Annotated in this window: 19 protein-coding genes; 14 read left to right on the top strand and 5 right to left on the bottom strand. The window is 42.7% G+C overall.

Annotated elements, in window-relative coordinates:
- Positions 1–30: 30 nt before the first annotated feature.
- The 3 genes from ACO05V_RS00470 to ACO05V_RS00460 form a co-directional block, all read right to left on the bottom strand.
- Positions 31–213, bottom strand: coding sequence for a hypothetical protein (locus ACO05V_RS00470; RefSeq protein ID WP_048814147.1), 183 nt, complete (start codon positions 211–213; stop codon positions 31–33).
- 128 nt (positions 214–341) lie between these two features.
- Entirely contained in the window at positions 342–1,034 is a 693-nt protein-coding gene (locus ACO05V_RS00465) for a ChrR family anti-sigma-E factor (RefSeq protein WP_421846467.1), read from the bottom strand.
- 5 nt (positions 1,035–1,039) lie between these two features.
- Positions 1,040–1,615, bottom strand: a complete 576-nt coding sequence (locus tag ACO05V_RS00460) for an RNA polymerase sigma factor (RefSeq protein ID WP_421846465.1) — start codon at positions 1,613–1,615, stop codon at positions 1,040–1,042.
- Positions 1,616–1,836: 221 nt separating this feature from the next.
- On the opposite strand from ACO05V_RS00460, the gene ACO05V_RS00455 reads away from it, so the two are divergent.
- From ACO05V_RS00455 to ACO05V_RS00410, 10 genes are all read left to right on the top strand, one after another.
- On the top strand, positions 1,837–2,280 hold the full coding sequence (locus ACO05V_RS00455) for a nuclear transport factor 2 family protein (protein ID WP_421846463.1): 444 nt from the start codon (positions 1,837–1,839) through the stop codon (positions 2,278–2,280).
- 16 nt (positions 2,281–2,296) lie between these two features.
- Positions 2,297–3,046 carry an SDR family NAD(P)-dependent oxidoreductase gene (locus ACO05V_RS00450; protein WP_421846461.1) on the top strand — a complete coding sequence of 250 codons (750 nt, stop codon included), beginning with the start codon at positions 2,297–2,299 and terminating at the stop codon, positions 3,044–3,046.
- Between the two features lie 67 nt (positions 3,047–3,113).
- Positions 3,114–4,364, top strand: a complete 1,251-nt coding sequence (locus ACO05V_RS00445) for an NAD(P)/FAD-dependent oxidoreductase (protein WP_421846459.1) — start codon at positions 3,114–3,116, stop codon at positions 4,362–4,364.
- The gene (locus tag ACO05V_RS00440; RefSeq protein WP_421846457.1) at positions 4,358–5,152 is read left to right on the top strand and encodes a DUF1365 domain-containing protein; all 795 of its coding nucleotides are present in this window, start codon (positions 4,358–4,360) and stop codon (positions 5,150–5,152) included. The genes ACO05V_RS00445 and ACO05V_RS00440 overlap by 7 nt, the downstream gene beginning before the upstream one ends.
- 45 nt (positions 5,153–5,197) lie before the next feature.
- The gene (locus ACO05V_RS00435; RefSeq protein WP_421846455.1) at positions 5,198–6,466 is read left to right on the top strand and encodes a class I SAM-dependent methyltransferase; all 1,269 of its coding nucleotides are present in this window, start codon (positions 5,198–5,200) and stop codon (positions 6,464–6,466) included.
- A gap of 14 nt (positions 6,467–6,480) precedes the next feature.
- Positions 6,481–6,990 (top strand): DUF2878 domain-containing protein, encoded by a 510-nt coding sequence (locus ACO05V_RS00430; RefSeq protein WP_421846453.1) that lies wholly within the window; start codon positions 6,481–6,483, stop codon positions 6,988–6,990.
- Between the two features lie 14 nt (positions 6,991–7,004).
- Positions 7,005–7,733: a hypothetical protein gene (locus ACO05V_RS00425; RefSeq protein WP_421846451.1), complete on the top strand. Its 729-nt coding sequence runs from the start codon at positions 7,005–7,007 to the stop codon at positions 7,731–7,733.
- Positions 7,734–7,760: 27 nt separating this feature from the next.
- A complete protein-coding gene (locus ACO05V_RS00420; RefSeq protein ID WP_421846449.1) occupies positions 7,761–8,312 on the top strand; it encodes a DUF3833 domain-containing protein in 552 nt (183 codons plus the stop codon).
- A 233-nt stretch (positions 8,313–8,545) separates the two neighbouring features.
- The gene (locus ACO05V_RS00415) at positions 8,546–10,099 is read left to right on the top strand and encodes an EAL domain-containing protein (RefSeq protein ID WP_421846447.1); all 1,554 of its coding nucleotides are present in this window, start codon (positions 8,546–8,548) and stop codon (positions 10,097–10,099) included.
- A gap of 86 nt (positions 10,100–10,185) precedes the next feature.
- Positions 10,186–10,536, top strand: coding sequence for a DUF6164 family protein (locus ACO05V_RS00410; protein ID WP_421846445.1), 351 nt, complete (start codon positions 10,186–10,188; stop codon positions 10,534–10,536).
- A 24-nt stretch (positions 10,537–10,560) separates the two neighbouring features.
- Here ACO05V_RS00410 and ACO05V_RS00405 read toward each other — a convergent pair whose 3' ends face one another.
- Positions 10,561–11,526, bottom strand: coding sequence for a DMT family transporter (locus ACO05V_RS00405; protein ID WP_421846443.1), 966 nt, complete (start codon positions 11,524–11,526; stop codon positions 10,561–10,563).
- 111 nt (positions 11,527–11,637) lie between these two features.
- Between ACO05V_RS00405 and ACO05V_RS00400 the strand changes: the two genes are divergently transcribed.
- The 4 genes from ACO05V_RS00400 to ACO05V_RS00385 all read left to right on the top strand — a co-directional run bounded on the left by ACO05V_RS00400 (position 11,638) and on the right by ACO05V_RS00385 (position 16,855).
- Positions 11,638–12,570, top strand: a complete 933-nt coding sequence (locus ACO05V_RS00400) for a LysR family transcriptional regulator (protein ID WP_421846441.1) — start codon at positions 11,638–11,640, stop codon at positions 12,568–12,570.
- 97 nt (positions 12,571–12,667) lie between these two features.
- Positions 12,668–13,648 carry a 23S rRNA (adenine(1618)-N(6))-methyltransferase RlmF gene (rlmF, locus tag ACO05V_RS00395; RefSeq protein WP_421846439.1) on the top strand — a complete coding sequence of 327 codons (981 nt, stop codon included), beginning with the start codon at positions 12,668–12,670 and terminating at the stop codon, positions 13,646–13,648.
- 115 nt (positions 13,649–13,763) lie between these two features.
- On the top strand, positions 13,764–16,070 hold the full coding sequence (locus tag ACO05V_RS00390) for an EAL domain-containing protein (RefSeq protein WP_421846437.1): 2,307 nt from the start codon (positions 13,764–13,766) through the stop codon (positions 16,068–16,070).
- A gap of 59 nt (positions 16,071–16,129) precedes the next feature.
- Entirely contained in the window at positions 16,130–16,855 is a 726-nt protein-coding gene (locus ACO05V_RS00385) for a 1-acylglycerol-3-phosphate O-acyltransferase (RefSeq protein ID WP_421846435.1), read from the top strand.
- Here ACO05V_RS00385 and ACO05V_RS00380 read toward each other — a convergent pair.
- Positions 16,852–18,228 carry a DUF3482 domain-containing protein gene (locus ACO05V_RS00380; protein ID WP_421846433.1) on the bottom strand — a complete coding sequence of 459 codons (1,377 nt, stop codon included), beginning with the start codon at positions 18,226–18,228 and terminating at the stop codon, positions 16,852–16,854. The genes ACO05V_RS00385 and ACO05V_RS00380 overlap by 4 nt on opposite strands.
- Positions 18,229–18,231: the final 3 nt, after the last annotated feature.

Here is an 18,231-nt window from a genome sequence, read left to right as displayed (position 1 = left end):
ATATTTACTAGTAGTAAGTATCCCTAAAGCTTATTGTGCTTTCGTTTTGCTATTTCCTAGGGAAATGTGGCGTGATCCTGTTAGCTGAGATTGCCCACTAACTCCTGAATCGATTTTATCTATGTGTCCACCGCGAGCTAGAAACTCTTGCATTTGCTTTTCAATGGATTCAGACGTCTCCGAAGCTGCTGGCTGTTTCTTCTTAGTTGCCATGATAAATAGTCCTTGTTTTTAGTTTGAACAACGACTATATCAGATTTTCACAAAATTTGCTTGTTATTGGCTAACGTCTGCAATCGTGTGCCTATCGTTGGCTCTGCTGATAGGCACAGCCGCTTTTATTAACTCGAATGTGGATGGTAGCGACGCATGATTGGATTCAATAATCGCGTTAACCAGCCGGTAAATTCAATCGGAGCGTCTAATACTGTCAAACAGATGCATTCCGCGTCTTTGGTGACGATTGGCTTATGTTTGTGGCTGGCGTCACGATTGATAAAGTCGCCTTGTCGATAAACACCGCTTTCATCAGAAAAAGCGCCTTCTAATACCAAGGTGATTTCATCGCCGGTATGAGTGTGAGTTGGCATGTGAGCGCCAGCTTTTACTCTTGTTAAAGCAATTTGTGCACCGCCTTCTTCGTTATAAAGCGTAGCGATCTTAAACGAGGGGGATAAACGCATCCAATTGAGGTCATCGTAACTTTTTTTAATAAATTGACGAAGGCTCTTAGGTATAGCGTAGTTATCCCAATCAATCACTGCTGGCTCTTCTTCAGCCTTCAGATCATCGCTTTCTTGCTCGACTTGTCGGTTTAGCTTTTCAAAAAAGCTATCTTTTAAATTGCTCAGCTGACGACTATCGGTTTTAGTCTGATCAAAAAGGTGCGAGCCAAGCATTTCCAGCTTGCGGATTTGCTGTTGGCATTCTTGGCAACGCTCTAAATGTGTAGACACACATAAAGAGTGAGCTAATGGTAATGAGCCGGCAGCGTAGTCGGTCAGTATTTCAATCGATGGATGGTAGTTAATCATCGATACTACCTCTTAACGTAAATAGTGAGTTTGTGCAAAGCAAGGCGAACTCGAGACTTTATTGTTCCGAGAGGAAGAGATAACTCTTCTGCTGCTTCTTTATGGGTTTTGCCTTCTAAATAAACTTTAGCTAAAACCTGTTTTTGATCCGCAGGTAATTTATCTAAGCCTTGTTGAATCCGTTCCTGATCTCTTTTTTGTTGTGCGTCTTTAAACGGGTCTGCATTCTCGTCGACCACATTTTGCCAAAGATATTCAGGATCAATATCTGATTGATGGCGACTGTTTTTACGCAAATAATCAATACGTGCGTTTCTTGCTAGAGTAAAAACCCAAGTGTTGAGAGACGCGGACTCAGGTTTGTAAGTATGAGCCTTGTTCCAGATGCGAATCATCACTTCTTGAGCTATGTCATCGGCCATTAAATTCGCGCCAGGTTGTGCGGCGAGACAGAAAGCTCTTACTTTCGGAACATAGTGATCAAACAGTCGAACGAGTGCCGCTTGATCTCTTTGCTCCGCAATAGCAAGCATATCCGCTACGCGTTGTTCATCTGGTTCTATTTGTGTTGCGCGTTCCATTTATTGCTCCAAAAAGGAAAGCTGACATGTCTTTTTTCAAATATACGTGCTGATTAGAAGGATGGATCACATTTGATTTTTTTAACAGTAAAAAAGCCGCGGGCTTAAATAGTAAGAAAGAGTGATCCAGAATCTGGTTAATTGCGTTTAATGGTAATAAATGAAACGAATCGATTTACGATCAATTCCTCCTATATAAGTATTTAAGGTAAGTGATGAGCATGGCGGACTCTAAAATGGATCCCAACTCTTTGTTAATAGAGCGTTTTAAAGCGTTTTATCTTGATGTGAAACATCCACAGCTCGACAAAATAGATGACGTATATACAGAAGATGTATTGTTCAAAGATCCTGTCCATGAGTTACGTGGTGCGGAAAACTTGCACGCTTATCTGTCTGAAATGTGTGTCAACGTTCACAGTGGCCGTTTTGAATATTTGGATCAAATTGTGTCCGAGAATACGGCGTACATAAAATGGAACATGCATTTTAAGCATCCAAAACTAGGCAATCAAACCATCACGGTGCGTGGTATCAGTCAGGTGCAATTTAACGAGCGTATCTATTTCCATGAAGATGTTTATGACCTTGGCCAGTTGATTTATGAACATGTGCCTTTGTTGGGCGCTGTGGTGAAAGGTTTAAAAAAGCGCCTAGCGAATTAACGTAAGGGAGAATTTTATGAGTCAGGCGGTAAATCAAAAAGTCGTTTGGATAACCGGAGCGAGTTCAGGAATTGGCCTTGCTTTGACTAAGCGCTATCTAGAGGACGGCTGGCGAGTTTTGGCCAGTGCGAGAACCTCTGGTGAACTTGATGGTCTAATGGAAGCGTTTGATAGCTTAACGTTTGTGCCTTTTGATATGACAGATGACAGCCAGATTGATGCTATCCACAACATATTAAGTTCCTATTCTGCTCATTTAGATTGTGCTGTATTGAATGCAGGAACCTGTGAATATTTAGATATTAATGAGCCAAATTGGAAAATGATGGATCGCATTATGTCGGTTAATTTTTTTGGCTTAGTTAACAGTGTTGAAGTGTGTTTACCTTTGCTAAAAAAAGCACCACGTCCGCATTTGGTGGGAGTGAGTTCACAAGCCGTGCAAGCTGCTTTTCCTCAAGCCGAAGCCTATGGCGCAAGTAAAGCCGCGATTCGATATTTCTTATCTTCTTTACGGATGGATCTGAAACAGTTCAATGTTGATGTTACCTGTCTATTACCGGGTTTTGTCGACACGCCATTAACACAGAAAAATACTTTTGATATGCCATTTCTAATGTCGCCGGAAGACGCTGCAAAACGCATGTTTGAGGCATTGGCATCCCGTCCGTATGAATTCGCTTTTCCTAAGCGTTTAACCGCCATGTTATGGGTTGGGCGACATTTTCCGAAGTTATGGCTTTCCAAATTAGCGCCAAAGAAATAGCGATAAAAATCAAATAAAAACACCAGTTTGGCTGGTCATAAAAAATATGTTTTAAGGGGGACAGTGAGTGAAAATTGCCATTATTGGATCAGGGATTTCCGGTCTCACCAGTGCGTATCTTTTGCAGCAACAGCATGATGTGACGGTATTTGAATCTGCAGAGCGTATTGGTGGTCATACTGCGACGGTACAAGTAGAGGAAGCTGGCGGAACTCGGGCAATTGATACTGGTTTTATTGTGTTTAATGATTGGACTTATCCGAACTTCATTCGCTTGATGGACGAGCTGGGAGTGAAGTCTAAAGCAACAGAAATGAGCTTTAGCGTGAGCTGTCAGCGTAGCGGATTAGAGTATGGCGGAAACAACTTAAACACCTTGTTTGCTCAGCGTCGAAACCTATTGAACTTCTCTTTTATTGGTATGTTAAAAGACATCTTACGTTTTAATAAAGAAGCCATTTTGGACCTAGAAAGCGGTCAGTTAAAAGAAGGTGTGACGCTTGGCGAATATCTGAAAGAAAAAGGCTACGGCAGTCGCTTTGCGAGCCATTACCTGATTCCTATGGGGAGCGCGATTTGGTCGTCTACCTTGGATGAAATGATGGACTTTCCATTGGTGTTTTTCGTTCGCTTCTTTAAAAATCACGGTTTGTTGAGCGTGAATGATCGTCCACAATGGCGAGTGATCGAAGGTGGTTCGTCGGCGTATTTGAAACCATTGGTGGAAAAGTTCGAAGATCGAATTGTGCTCGGGGCTGATATCGCAAAAATTCATCGTGCTGAAGACGAGGTCGTGATTCACTTTGCTGATGGCTCTACGCAAACTTTCGATCAAGTGGTGTTCGCTTGCCATAGTGATGAAGCCTTGGCTTTGCTGGCGGATCCTTCTTTAGACGAACAATCAATATTGGGAGCAATTCCGTATCGAAATAACGATGTGGTGCTTCACACTGACACACGATTGTTACCAAAGAAAAAATTAGCTTGGTCGAGCTGGAATTATCATTTAGGTGCGGATCGAACCAAGCCTGCGACGCTTAGCTATAATATGAATATTCTGCAGCATTTTTCCAGTGATACGACTTATGTGGTCACTTTGAATCAGACCGAGATGATCGCAGAAGACAAAATAGTTGGGCGATTTCTGTATTCTCATCCTACCTTTACCTTGGAAGGCATCAAGGCTCAAGATCGTTGGTCTGATATAAATGGTGTGAACAAAACATGGTTCTGTGGTGCCTACTGGCGCAACGGATTCCATGAAGATGGTTGCTGGAGCGGTGTTCGTGTCGCTAATGGACTTGGTATTTCATGGTAGATTTTGTTCCTAAGCACAGTGCTATTTATCACGGCATGGTGCGGCATCGTCGTTTTACACCGCGTTCGCATGTCTTTCGTTATCGCGTCTTTATGATGTATTTCGACTTAGACGAGTTGGACGATGTGTTGGCGATGAGTCCTTGGTGGTCAATGAAGAATTGGTCTCTCGCTCGATTCTCTCGGAAGGATTATTTCGGGAACCAATCTCTTTCCATTAAACAAGCGGTGTTGTCGGAAGTGAATGATCGTCTGGGGCTGAAGTTATCAGGCTCTGTGCGCATGCTGACCAATTGCCGCTACTTTGGCTTCATCATTAACCCCATTACCATCTATTACTGCTTTGATGAAAATGAGCAGCTGCAAGCCATGTTGCTTGAAGTTACTAATACCCCTTGGAACGAGAAAATACCTTACGTTTTAAAATGTGATCCAAGCAATCAAATGCAGCGTATTCAATTCAATAAGGCAATGCATGTGTCGCCTTTTCATCCGATGGAACATTTTTATGATTGGCGCAGCAATGTTCCGAATAAGAAGTTAACGGTACACATGCAGAACAAAGAGTTAGAGGGGGAACAGTGTGTGTTTGACGCCACATTATCACTGACTCGAATGACACTGACATCAAGTTCTATGGCTAGGGTACTGTTTGGTTATCCGGTCATGACGATGCAAGTCGCATTCGGTATTTATTGGCAAGCACTTAAGCTTTGGATGAAGAGGGTCCCTTTTTATTCACATCCGAATTCATCGTCTACCGCTGCTACTAAAAAGAGTAATAAGTAGTCAGTAGTAAATTAAGTAGCAAAACGCATTAGGAGACTAACAAGTATGAACTCCGTCAGTATGGATAATCAAAAAGTGAGAAAAAAACGTACAACAACATGGTTTGATAATGTCGCCCGCAAAATGGTTTTTACCATGCTAGGTAAATTGGAAGTGGGGCACCTTACGTTGGAAGAGGATGGCGAAATCTATTCTTTTGGTGAAGCGAAAGATAATACTCAATATATTGCTCACATTCATGTTCACGATATTCATGCCTACCGCGATGTGTTCTTAAACAGTAGTATTGGTGCGGGCGAAGCCTATATGAAAGGCTGGTGGTCTTCATCAGACGTTGTTGGTGTTATCCGCTTGATGGTTGCTAATTTGAACCTGATTAACAAAATGGACGCGAAACGTCCGATTTGGAGTCGTATTGGTGCCAAGATTATTCATAAGCTAAACGCCAATACTAAAAAGGGCTCAAAGGACAATATTTCTGCTCATTATGATTTGGGTAATGATTTCTTCTCTTTGTTTTTAGATCCGACCATGATGTATTCCTCTGCGGTTTACCCTCAGATTGATTCTTCTTTGGAAGAGGCGTCGGTGAATAAATTAGATCGAATTTGTCAAAAGCTACAGCTAAGCAAAGACGATCATTTGCTAGAAATTGGTACTGGTTGGGGCGGCATGGCGATTCATGCTGCTAAGCATTATGGTTGCCAAGTGACCACGACGACTATCTCAAAAGAGCAGTACGAATTTGCCAAAACGCGGGTCGAAGCCGAAGGCTTACAAGACAAAATCACTTTATTGCTTGAGGATTATCGTGATCTTCAAGGTCAATATGACAAGCTGGTGTCGATCGAAATGATCGAAGCGGTGGGACACGAATACTACGACAGTTATTTTTCTAAGTGCAGTGCGCTATTGAAACCGCACGGTGTTATGGTGATTCAAGCCATAACCATTGCTGATCAACGCTATGATTATGCACGCAGCTCTGTGGATTTTATTCAGCGTTACATTTTTCCCGGTGGATGTTTGCCCTCTAACCAAGTGATAGCTCATAAAATAGCGTCGAAAACCGATATGCAAATTGTTGGTTTAGAGGACATCACAGAACATTACGCGAAAACCCTTGCTGATTGGCGAACGCGTTTTCATGCCGCTCGTCGTGAAGTCACTGAGATGGGGTTTGATGATGTATTTTGCCGTATGTGGGATTTTTATCTCGCCTATTGTGAAGGTGGTTTTAAAGAACGTGCAATAAGTACTGGGCAGTTTGTGTTTGCCAAGCCCGATCATCGTCTATCGATTGAGCAGAGATAAAAGGAGTGGATGGCATGAAATCATTGATAAATGCCATTTTATTTCAGACTGTTTGGTTTATCTGTTTATTGGCTGGCAGCACTTGGGCGTTAATTGCGACGGTTTTGTACTTGTTTTTGCATGATCGCTACTTTATGACGTCTCGACGCGAGTGGCGTTTGCTGTTTGCCTTTCTTGTTCTTGGTTTAGTTGTTGACGGAGCCCTGTTTCAAATCGGTATTTTCTCGACTAATACTGATACCTTAGGCGATACTAAATTTCCACCGGTTTGGCTGCTTTGTCTTTGGATTTGTGTTGGTACCTTGTTTGCTCATAGTCTGGTTTTTTTGCGTTCTCGTTATGTCTTCTGTGCTCTACTGGGTGCGATTGGTCCAACCATGAGTTATTTTGCAGGGGCGAAGTTGGCAGGGATTACGTTAGCTGAACCGATTGTTTTGAGTTTGTTAACGGTCGCTATTATTTGGTCTATGGTGTTACCGTTGGGCGTATGGCTTTGTCAAAAATGGGCATTATTTTCAGAATAAAGGTAGATAAGGTTATGAAAGATTTTCTTGTTTTGTCAGCGAAAAAGCGACTTCTTGTCATCGCTGTTTTGGCTCTTATATGTAGTTCCTTTAGTATGGCCGATACTTCTTTTTCTAAAATTGTCGGTAGTGCCTACAGTATAGAAACAGGAACTTTGTTATACCGAGAAACCCATCAAAAAATCAGCGAAGACGTTTATAAAGTTGAGTACTCAGAACCTGATGGACGTATTTTTGCCAATAAAACCATCGACCTATCCCAGTCACGAATTACGCCAAGCTTTTCCCAACTTAATGAACGTAACGGTGAAAAAATTGATGTCACTCAGACCGGTGACCAACTCCAAGTAAACTATCAAGAAAATAGCGCTGCAAAAGTCGAAAAAGAATCAGTGAAGCTAGAAGCTGGCATGGTTGTCGATGCGGGCTTTGATGCTTTTGTAAAACAGTATTGGGATACCTTGATCTCTGGAAAAGAGATGGATATTGAGTATCTGGTACCAAGTAAGCAATCAACATTTAGCTTTCGTTTTAGTCAAGTCACCTGTGTTGATGGCACAAAAGAGGGTGCTATGTGTTTTGCGCTTAAACCTGTTTCTTGGTTTGTTAGCTTGGCAGTAGATCCTATTGTGGTTGCGTATGATCCAGCTGATAAAAGGTTATTGCGCTTTACCGGCCGAGCTAATATTTGTGACGAACAAGGTAAATATCAAACGGTCGATATTCAATACCATTACATGTAGTCGTTTTTTGGTTTTAGGGGAAATAATATGAGTCATTTATGGCGATCTATTTCAGGCAAAATTTCTATCTTATTGTGCCTTATATTACTCACAGCTTGTTCGACACCTGATGTGTCTTTATACGCCAAGAATGAACCTAAGTTTGATTTACAGACGTTCTTTTCGGGTTCTTTAACGGCTCACGGTACCTTGAAAAATCGCAGTGGTGAAGTGATTCGCTATTTCAATGCAACCTTAGAGGGAAGCTGGGATAAGGGTGTTGGAACCCTTGCTGAAGTCTTTGTATTCGATGATGGTGAAGTACAAAAAAGAACTTGGATAATGACACCGGACACACAAGGTAAGTACACCGCAACGGCAAATGATGTAATCGGAACGGGTGAGATTAATATTGCCGGTAATGCCTTGTTTATGAAGTATGTTCTAGAAGTGCCTTACGACGACGATTTGATTGAAGTTAATGTAGATGACCGAATGTACATGGTGAAAGACGGCGTGGTGATGAACGAATCCATTATGACAAAATTTGGTTTCGAAGTCGGTTACTTGTCGATAGTCATTCAAAAAGCCTCTCAATAATAAAGAGTTGATTTATTGTGTTTTGAAAAGCGATATAGCTCGCGATGCTTTATGATTTAGTTGGATAGATATATCGAGTAAAGTACTTATTACTTATGTTATATATAAAAGGCTGTCCTCGGGTGGTCTTTTTTATTGGTACATTTTGATATCTATGTAATTATCAATATTATATGCGATATTTTTGCACAAAGTGCTTTTTGTCTGAGGTTAAACACAAAGGAGGTCGTTTAGTGTTTGAAAATATCACAGGAATAGTGACTTCGAGAAAAAGAGTCATCTTTTTTTATAGCTTCCTTTCTTTGTTTATCACCTCCGCTATTTTTACCCTCGGCCTTTATTTTTCTTTATTGAATGACTTAGATAAGCGCACTGATGCTGCCAAAAACGCTTTATCCGATCGAATGAATGGTATTTTTACTGAGTTAAAACAGGTTGCTGATGAAAGTAGTCTGGCTTGTGAAAAGCCTGATTTGAAGCGTTTAAGACGCGCAACCTTTTACTCTCCGACGTTGAAAGAAATGGGCTTGTTCAACTCAGATTTTATCGTTTATTGCTCAAGTTTAGGTCCAACTAATTTTAAAATCTATAATTCGATAGCATCAAGAATTACCCATAGTGCGGATCGCAAAACAGTCTCTTTAGTGGATTCTAATACGTTGGGTGAATCGACTTTCTTTGCGTTTTATCAAAGACCAGATGGCCTTGGTATAAATGGATTAGCGTCACCAGAAAGAATTGCTGTCAGTGTCGATCAAATTTTATTGCCTGATTATTTCTATGAATTGACGATTGGAAAGCAAATCTTTTCTTCAAATAGAGAAAATATTGATTCGAATGTATTAGCTGAGCAAGAAGTGTCTTTAGCGGATTGGTCAATGTCATTGGCTGTGTTTTTACCCTCTAGTTTATACTGGCGTCATTTAGGGACGCTTTCACCTTTTATTGTGGCTAGTTGGGTACTTTTGTTTTTAGCATTTTACATTGGGCATTTAGTGCTGATTTATTACCGTCGCTCGTTGCGCCACTGTATCAAACGAGCGATTAAAAATAATGCCATGGACGTGCATTTTCAGCCGATTGTTTCCTTAAAAGAGGGCGGATTTCATGAAATGGAAGCGCTTATTCGGTGGCGATCATTTCGCCATGGCCAAGTCTCGCCACTGGTGATTGTAGACATGGCAGACCGATTGGGTTTGATTGATGATCTGACTTGGATGGTGATCCGTAAGGTTGGGGATTTTTATCGAGAATATCCTGAGCAACTAAGACACATTAAAATATCCGTGAACGTGGACAGGCATAGCCTACTTAAAGAATGTTTTGCGCCAAGATTGGCTGATATCCTTGAAGAGTATCCTGAATTAAAGGGTCGACTCGGTCTGGAAGTGACAGAAACCAGTGTATTAGATTCTGCTGAGTTGCCTTTGATGGTGAGTCGTTTTGAACACATTAAAGCGTTAGGTGTTGGTTTGTCTGTTGATGATTTTGGTACTGGCTATGCGGGCTTGGATTTTCTTCGTCGTTTCCCATACGACACATTGAAGCTGGATCAAATTTTTATTGCCAGCTTGAGAGATGACCAATTTACTCGCCAAATCTTAACGTCGGTTACCAAATTGGCAAAAGAGCTAAATATGGAGTTGGTGGCTGAAGGTGTTGAGCGCGAAGATCAATTAAATGCGGTTCGAGAGCTTGGCGTTGACAGAGTGCAAGGTTATTACTTCTGTCGGCCTTTACCAAAAGAGCAAGTGATTGCTTGGTTTGAAGAAAACGCTTTTCCTTAAAAAGCCATTTACGCGACAAGATTGTATTCTTGGCTGGCTTCTCTTACTCTCTACCGCTCAATTTCTAAGCTCAAGGTTTTTACAATATGGCAACTCTGGTTTTTCGGCTGAAATACGTTCCTGAAGAGGAAGCGGATGATATTCGTCAATTATTAGCCGATCATGATATTGCCTTCTACGAAACCACCGCAGGGCGCTGGCAAATTTCCATGGCAGGGCTTTGGGTAAAAGATAAAGAGCAAGCGATAAGAGCGCGGGAATTGATTCGCGAAGATCAAATAGCTCGTGCTCAAACCATGCGCCCGATAACTTTTGGGCAGTGGATATTGGGTTACTTACAGCATGCTCGTCAAAACCCGACGGAAGCTATTTTTACGCTAATCGCTGTGCTGCTTATTTTAAGTATTTCAATCATCCCATTCACATTATGGCTTTAACGGTCTAAAGCTTCGATAGTCAATTTAAGCCGCTTCACTTAATGACTTTGTCAGTAAGGCGGCTTTACGCTGTACTCTGGCGCTAATTAATTGCACGTTAATCGCGCTAACAATGACAATCAGCATGCCAAACAAACTTAACAAATCCGCATGTGACGAACTGATGCTGCCTGACCACCAGCCAAAAGTGACACAAAACTCGGTCAATATGAAGGCCATCACAGGTGTTAACGCGATTGAAGCACTGACTTGAACAGTTTGCCAATAGCGCATGGCTTGTGCGAAAGCACCATAAGCGATAAGTGTATTTAGGCAGCAAAATGCCGCAATCAAAGCATCATCAGGTGACATCTTCAGTAGCTCGCTTGGCGATGAAAACGGCAGCATAACGACTAAAGCATAGATATAAATTGCTAGTAAGATGTTTGACGGCGCTAGGTGTTTGAACAAAGACTTCTGCAGTAACGCATACATAGACCATGCCGCCGCAGACATCTGAACAATAGCGAAACCAATCCAGATTGACCCTTGACCGCCTTGTCCAAAAATAGGATGAAAAAATACCAGCATACCCAAACCGATTCCTACAAAGCATAACCATTGCTGCCAGTTAATTTTCTCTTTCAAAAAGAATAAGCCGCCTAAGGCGAGAAACAGCGGTGCGATTTGAAAGCTTAATTGCGCCGAACCTGGTAATAAAAAGTTCAAGCTCCATGCGAAGCTTGTGTAGTTAACAATCAAAAACGTTCCTGCGGCGAAAAGTCTCAGCCAGTCATTTTTTGACAGGGATTTGAACTCGCCCAGTTTGCCGCGTTGCCATTGCCATAAACCCAAAATGATCCCAGCCACCGAAAAGCGTAGCCAAGTCAGAGTAATAGGATCGGAAAACCCGCCAGACAGTTTGAGGGCAATGGGCAGCATTCCCCAAAACAGCACGGTAACAGAACTAAAAAATAGGCCGTACAAGAAAGTCTGTTTTGCGGTTGGCATGGCAGTGACCTTTTAAAATTAAGTGAATCAGAAAGGTCATAATGGCTTTCTCTCTTCATTAAATCCAATGCATAATAGTTCTAATCATTATGCATAAATCGAGATTTAGTCATGATCCCAAGCTCGCTACAACATTTGGACCTTAAATCCCTGACTGGCCTCTTATATTTATTGGAAGAGCGTAATGTTGGGCGGGCGGCGGATCGTCTGTATTTGAGTCAATCTGCTATGAGTCGGTTGCTTAATCGATTACGTGATGCCTTTGATGATCCTTTGTTTATTCGTACCTCAAAAGGCATGGTGCCAACGTCGAAAGCCTTAGCATTAGAAGCGCCATTAAAGCTTATGCTGGAGCAAATGGCGGGACTGGAGTCACCTCCTGATTTTCAACCGCAAAGTAGTCGTCGAGTGTTTCGTTTACAAACCACGCATTACCAGGCTCAAGCGTATGTGCCGGCGATAGCCGAGCGCTTTTATCAAGAAGCACCATTTGCCTCTTTAGAAACGACGACCATTACTGAAACCAGCTTAGTCAGTCAAACCGAGCATTCTGTCGATGTGGTGTTATGCAGCGAATACATTGAAATTCCCAATACATACCGCAAAGTTTTGTTGGGGCGTGAGAAGTTCCGCTGCATCATGTCGAATAATCATCCGCTTGCTAAACAAGACAAGATTAGCCTGGATGAGTATTTAAGCTTTTCACATGTGCTGGTTAGCATGGGTGGAACTCGACGTGTGGTAAGTGATTTTGTGTTGGCAGACAGGGCGCATGAGCGACGCTTTGCGTTTCGTACACCGTATTTTTTATCTGCGCTAGAAACGGTAGGACGAACTTCGTTGCTAATCAGTACCAGCGGTTTATTGGCGGAACGATTTTGTGCGCAATTTAACCTCACTATGAAGCCGCTTCCCGTTGAGTTTCCCGACTCAAAATATTTTTTAAGTTGGCCTAAAAGTATTGAACGAGACCCAGCCGTTGAATGGTTTAGAAAGCTCACGGAAGAAGTGGCAAAAGGCCTCATTCCGTACCCTGAACCGTGACCTTCCAGCTTTCCAGATTGGTGATATTTCAGCGTATTTAGTCCAAGCAGAGGAATTCGGTTATACTCGCGTTTTGGTTTAAAACAATGGCATTACAGTGGTCTTAAAAAGCAAGAATACGAAAAGCAAACGCACCAATAAATTAGAACTTCATCCTCGTAACCCGCATCGTGCGCGTTATGATTTTGCTTTATTGGCGGATTCTTGCCCTGAATTGTCTGGTTTTATCCAACTGAATCAATACGGTAATGAGTCAGTGGACTTTGCTAACCCTGACGCAGTGAAAACTTTAAATCGTGCCTTGCTTAGTCATTTCTATGGTGTTGCCTTTTGGGATATTCCCCCCGGCTATCTTTGCCCGCCGATTCCTGGACGAGCGGATTACATTCACTATTTAGCCGATTTATTAGCAGCCAGCAATGCTGGCGTGATTCCTCGTGGCAAAGGCGTAAAAGTTTTGGATGTGGGAGTTGGCGCGAACTGCGTGTATCCGATTATTGGTCATCAAGAATATGGCTGGCAGTTTGTTGGTTCCGATGTGAATCCCGTTGCTGTGGCGACGTGCGACACCATTGTTAAATCCAACGCTTGTTTAAAAGGGGCGATTAGTGCCCGTTTACAAACTCAACCTGCTAAGCTTTTTGAGGGTGTGTGGAAGGAAAAAGATCGCTTCGATTTGACCTTATGTAACCCACCTTTTCATACCAGCGAGTCGGCGATGATAGACGAATCTCAGCGTAAATGGCGTGGCGTAAAAGGTAAAACGTCAACGGAAAAGCCAGTGCTGAACTTTGGCGGCACTGCAGCAGAATTATGGTGTGATGGTGGCGAGGCAGGTTTTGTCTCGCGCATGGTAAAAGAAAGTGTGCAGTACGCAGATCGTTGTTTTTGGTTTACCTCTTTAGTGGCGCGTCAGGGCAATTTAGAGGCGATTTATCGGACATTAAAAGAAGTCGGTGCTCGCCAAGTGAAAACGATTGAAATGGCGCAAGGCCAGAAAATCAGTCGGTTTGTTGCGTGGAGTTTCCTCGGTGACGATCAAATCGACTATTGGAAAGATAATTACTGGCAAAATTAGGTGTATTGTTGGATATGGTATAAAAACAGCATAAGCCCTATTATTCTTGATCATCGTTGTGTTTTTGGGATTTAAGTTAAGCCGCCTGGGGAATTAGCATTAAAGAGGTTTTAAGGTGTTAAAAAGCTTTCAAGCACGACTCATTCTGTTTGTCTTAGTGTTGCTTGCGTTGGTTCAGTTAGGAACGGCACTGGCTGTATTGTCATCTTTAAAAGAAGATAATTACAAGCAAGGTGTTCACTCCATCGATGTGTCACGCAATGTCTTCGATTTATTTTTAGAAGCACGCGCCGAACAGCTAACCAAGGGCGTTGAAATTTTGACCTCTGACTTTGGTTTTAAGCAAGCGGTAGCGACCAGAGAAACTGGCACGATCCGTTCTGTTTTGCAAAACCACGGTGCGCGAATTAACGCGGATATCTCACTTCTTGTTTCCCCTCAAGGCGAATTAATTACAGCTACTCAAGAACTGAATATTAGCAATACCATTGCAGAGCTAGTCTTTGCTGCACGTCGTTCAGGAGGCTCATCCATTAGCACTATGATTGCCTTTGATAATCAAGCTTATCAATTGGTTTTAGTTCCCATTAAAGCACCCAACGTGGTGGCATGGGTGGGTATGGCTTTTTTGTTAGACCAAGCCTTGGCCGAACAGATTAAAAATGTCACGGGATTAGACATCAGTTTTGTCTATGAAGTGGATGATGCACATACTCTTGCCGGCGGATCGACGTTGCCGCTAGCAGAAAAAGAAACGCTGTTTAAAGATATTGGCAGCATTGAAAGTATTCTTAAATCCCCAGCTTTTTCCAATGATGAAAAGTATCTATCGCTTGGCGTAGATCTTGGCATGCCAAATCAATGGGGCATTATTCATTTGCCTTATGGGCCTTGGTTGCAGAGTTACAATAACACCCGTAATCAGTTGGTGTTGATTTTTACTGGCGCACTGGCGCTGGCGTTGTTATTTGGTGTGGCCCTTGCTCGTAATATGACTCAGCCAATTAGCCGCTTGGTGGATTATGCGAAGCAAATTGGTCTGGGTGGCAACAAAGAAAAGATTAGTGCGCCGGATATGGTGGGCGAATTTGGCGTTTTATCCAATACCATGAAGACAATGCAAGATTCTATTATTAATAGGGAAGAAGAGCTGACTTATCGTGCTTCCCATGATCAGCTGACAGGCTTGTTTAATCAGAGTGCGGTAGAGCAGTATTTGAGTGATAAATTACCCAAAGAGCAGGGTGGTTTGGTGCTTGTTAATATTCGTCATTTTAAAGATATCAACAATATGTTGGGCTTTGATGTTGGAAATATATTGCTATCAAAAGTAGCGGGACGTCTTCAAACATGGGGACATGATGCCAATATGTTGGCCCGATTAAGCGGCGATAAGTTTTTATTAATTTTTGACCGCCCCATCACACAGCAAGATTGTAGCAATTTAAAGTATCTGTTCAGTGAGGAATTTGAAGTAGAAACAGGCTCTGGTATTCGTCTTGATATTAGTATTGCTGTACTGCCATTTGAACACGCCACGGCGAGTGTTAATAGTGCTATGCGTCGCTTGGATATTGTTGCCGATGAAGCACGAGAATCAAGTGAATTATGTGTTTTTTATGAAGTCGGTCAGGATGAAAATCACCGCCGTCAGTTGACGATTATTCGCGATTTACCGACCGCACTAGAAGGCGGTCAGTTGTTTGTTGTTTATCAGCCTAAGGTTGGTTTGGCGGGCGACGATTGTCATGAAGCCGAGGCGCTGATTCGCTGGATTCATCCAGAGCTTGGCTTCCTTCCACCAGATGAATTTATTTCTTTATTAGAACACGCTGGTAGCATTCAACAATTAACGAAATGGGTATTGAATACTGTCTTGTCTCAACTGAGCAAGTGGTGGGCGCAAGGCCATGAAATACGCGTCGCGGTGAATTTATCGGCGCATGATCTGTTAGATGAACAGTTGCCTTTTATTGTCTCCGAGGCGTTGCAAGCGAATCGTTTACCGACTCGTGCGCTTGCACTAGAGGTGACAGAAAGTGCGGTGATGAAAGACCGAGTGAAAGTGATTAATGTGCTAAAAGCGCTTCAGGAAATGGGCATTCACCTTGCTATCGATGACTTCGGTACAGGTCAATCTTCATTGGCTTATTTGCGTGAGTTACCCGTTAATGAAGTGAAAATAGACCGAGCCTTTATTCAATTTATTGATACCAATAAAGGTGACGAATTTATTACTAAGGCGACCATTGAGCTGTCTCAGAGCTTAGGTTTTAAAGTGACCGCAGAAGGTGCTGAAAATGCCGCCGGTGTGGCGCTTTTAAGACAGTATCATTGTGATAAAATACAGGGCTATTTTTTCTCTAAACCGTTGGTTGCAGAAGAGTTTTTTAAGTGGCGTGAGACTTTTCATAAAGAATAAGTTCTAAATGACCATGATAGATCAATCTTACAGGTTGTTAATGTGAGGTTTATTCCAATATGTTGCTTTTGATACGGATGACATTGCTATTATTGCTGGTGGTAGGCGTAACACTTCTGGGTATTGTGTTTTGTCTGCTTACCTTATGGTCAAAAAACCGCGTGTACTACTTAGGTCGCGTGTTTGCCAAAGTTGCTCCTTTGTTTGGCTTATCGGTCGAAGGTCGAGTCGCTGAATCTGCAAAACAAATTCCCCAAGCCGTTTACGTGGCGAATCATCAAAATAATTTCGATCTATTCACGTTAGCGGCAGTGGTTCCCAAAGGCGTGGTGACGGTTGGTAAAACTAGCTTGCGCTGGATTCCTTTCTTTGGTGCTTTATATTGGGCAAGTGGTAACTTTTTGATCAATAGAGAAGACCGTAAACAAGCCATTGCGACCATTGAGCAAATCGTTTCTAGCATGAAAAAAACCGGTTTATCTATTTGGATGTTTCCTGAAGGCACACGAAGTCGCGGACGAGGCTGGTTGCCATTTAAACGCGGTGCTTTCCACGCTGCCGTTCAAGCAGGTGTTCCCATTGTACCCATTGTTTGCAGTAGTACTCATGGACAAGTGGACTTGAATCGCTGGAATAATGGTAAAGTGATTGTTGAGATGTTGCCGCCAATCGACACAGCCGGGTTACATGAAACCGACGTGGTGAGTTTATTAAAGTCCTGTGAAGAGCAGATGCATGAAACTCAGCGGCGCTTGGATCAGGAACTATTGAATAAGCAAGGTTAGTCTGAGTTTTTATCAGACCTCTTGTCTGAGCTAAATGCTTTTTTTAACACTTTCTGCAAGCCCAGTTTGCTTGGATGAGAATCTGGCAAAGCTTGTTTTTTCCATTCTGGATGTTGCTGGGCTTGTTTCCAGTAAGGTTTGATCTGATCAATAAGCTCATCGTCTTGTGCTTGATTCGCCAGCTCGTATGCTTGCTGGGATGCATGTCCACGCTGATGTAAATGCCGGATGGCAGTTAAACCTCGAAGACATAAAAGCGTCAATGTGGCTTTATCAAGACACAAATAATAACGCTTAGTGAATTTGCTTTTTAGGGTGTCTTTATAATGTTGGCCCGTTTTCCAGGTGGCACCCAAAATCGCTCCAATCGTCGTCGCAGTGCCTAATGTTAAGCCTGCCGACATCACATCAATGCCAGCGCCAATCGCTGCGCCCGTTAATGCGCTTGTTCCCGTTTCTATTCCCCATTCTTTTAATGTATCGGCATCAAAAATATCCTGTTGCCAGCGATCATTTTTAATCGCCAGTGGCGTGGCTTTCAAATCGTCTTCTTGGAACTCATAAAGACGTAATAGTCCTGCGATATATCGACTTTCCAATGTACGTATTTTGTCTTCGAAAGCAGAAGATTCGCTGGCCTTTGGCGGATAGCTTGAGCATTCAATACGAGTGCTGGCGGCTTTTAGTATTAATTCGGCTAATTGATTCGCCGCCATGGTACGGCGTAATTGCGCGGCTTCTTCTCGGGATTCAATAAGATGCTTGATGGCGTCATAATCTTCCGGCATCAGGCTCTGAATGCTTTGGTATAAGCGTTTTTCGTCTTCAAAATAAAACGCCACCGTGTCGTATTTTATCACCGCGTGTAAATGACGCTCTGCCAAGACTTTTCGCCAAGCTTCTAAGTGAGCGCTAGGGGAGGCACTGAAATTTAAGATAGGAACAATGGGTTTATTCGCGCTGGCCAATAACGCCAGTTCATCTAGATACTTGCCGAGAGGTGCCTGGCGAATATCAATCACGTATAAGATGATATCTGCCTTGGTTAATTGCTTAAGAATCTTCGCTTCTTGCTCAAACTCGTCTTGTGCAAAGTGGCTTTCACAAAATGGCTGTAACCAGTCTGCGCCTTGGTAAGATCGGAATGCTTCTGAATGGCGGATTTGCCAAAGGCCAATGGAATCTTCAAACCCTGGTGTGTCGGTTAAGGTGATGACTGATTGTTGGCCGATTTTGATCTTTACACTTTCAACGTGCCGAGTGGTTCCGGCTCGGTCGCTGACGTCACCAAAATCCTGCCTACGCAACAAGGTGCGGATAAGCGAGGTTTTGCCAGTGTTTGCGTGGCCAACGACCAAAAGGGAAATCGACACGGT

It is taken from the genome of Marinomonas sp., from assembly GCF_965225885.1.
Lineage (GTDB): Bacteria > Pseudomonadota > Gammaproteobacteria > Pseudomonadales > Marinomonadaceae > Marinomonas.
This window is presented reverse-complemented; position numbering and strand designations above follow the sequence as displayed.

Bases quoted from the DNA above. Each gene is read 5' to 3' on its own strand.
- ACO05V_RS00470 (WP_048814147.1), bottom strand. From the start codon at position 213: ATGGCAACTAAGAAGAAACAGCCAGCAGCTTCGGAGACGTCTGAATCC.
- ACO05V_RS00465 (WP_421846467.1), bottom strand. From the start codon at position 1,034: ATGATTAACTACCATCCATCGATTGAAATACTGACCGACTACGCTGCC.
- ACO05V_RS00460 (WP_421846465.1), bottom strand. From the start codon at position 1,615: ATGGAACGCGCAACACAAATAGAACCAGATGAACAACGCGTAGCGGAT.
- ACO05V_RS00455 (WP_421846463.1), top strand. From the start codon at position 1,837: ATGGCGGACTCTAAAATGGATCCCAACTCTTTGTTAATAGAGCGTTTT.
- ACO05V_RS00450 (WP_421846461.1), top strand. From the start codon at position 2,297: ATGAGTCAGGCGGTAAATCAAAAAGTCGTTTGGATAACCGGAGCGAGT.
- ACO05V_RS00440 (WP_421846457.1), top strand. From the start codon at position 4,358: ATGGTAGATTTTGTTCCTAAGCACAGTGCTATTTATCACGGCATGGTG.
- ACO05V_RS00435 (WP_421846455.1), top strand. From the start codon at position 5,198: ATGAACTCCGTCAGTATGGATAATCAAAAAGTGAGAAAAAAACGTACA.
- ACO05V_RS00430 (WP_421846453.1), top strand. From the start codon at position 6,481: ATGAAATCATTGATAAATGCCATTTTATTTCAGACTGTTTGGTTTATC.
- ACO05V_RS00425 (WP_421846451.1), top strand. From the start codon at position 7,005: ATGAAAGATTTTCTTGTTTTGTCAGCGAAAAAGCGACTTCTTGTCATC.
- ACO05V_RS00420 (WP_421846449.1), top strand. From the start codon at position 7,761: ATGAGTCATTTATGGCGATCTATTTCAGGCAAAATTTCTATCTTATTG.
- ACO05V_RS00410 (WP_421846445.1), top strand. From the start codon at position 10,186: ATGGCAACTCTGGTTTTTCGGCTGAAATACGTTCCTGAAGAGGAAGCG.
- ACO05V_RS00405 (WP_421846443.1), bottom strand. From the start codon at position 11,526: ATGCCAACCGCAAAACAGACTTTCTTGTACGGCCTATTTTTTAGTTCT.
- ACO05V_RS00400 (WP_421846441.1), top strand. From the start codon at position 11,638: ATGATCCCAAGCTCGCTACAACATTTGGACCTTAAATCCCTGACTGGC.
- ACO05V_RS00385 (WP_421846435.1), top strand. From the start codon at position 16,130: ATGTTGCTTTTGATACGGATGACATTGCTATTATTGCTGGTGGTAGGC.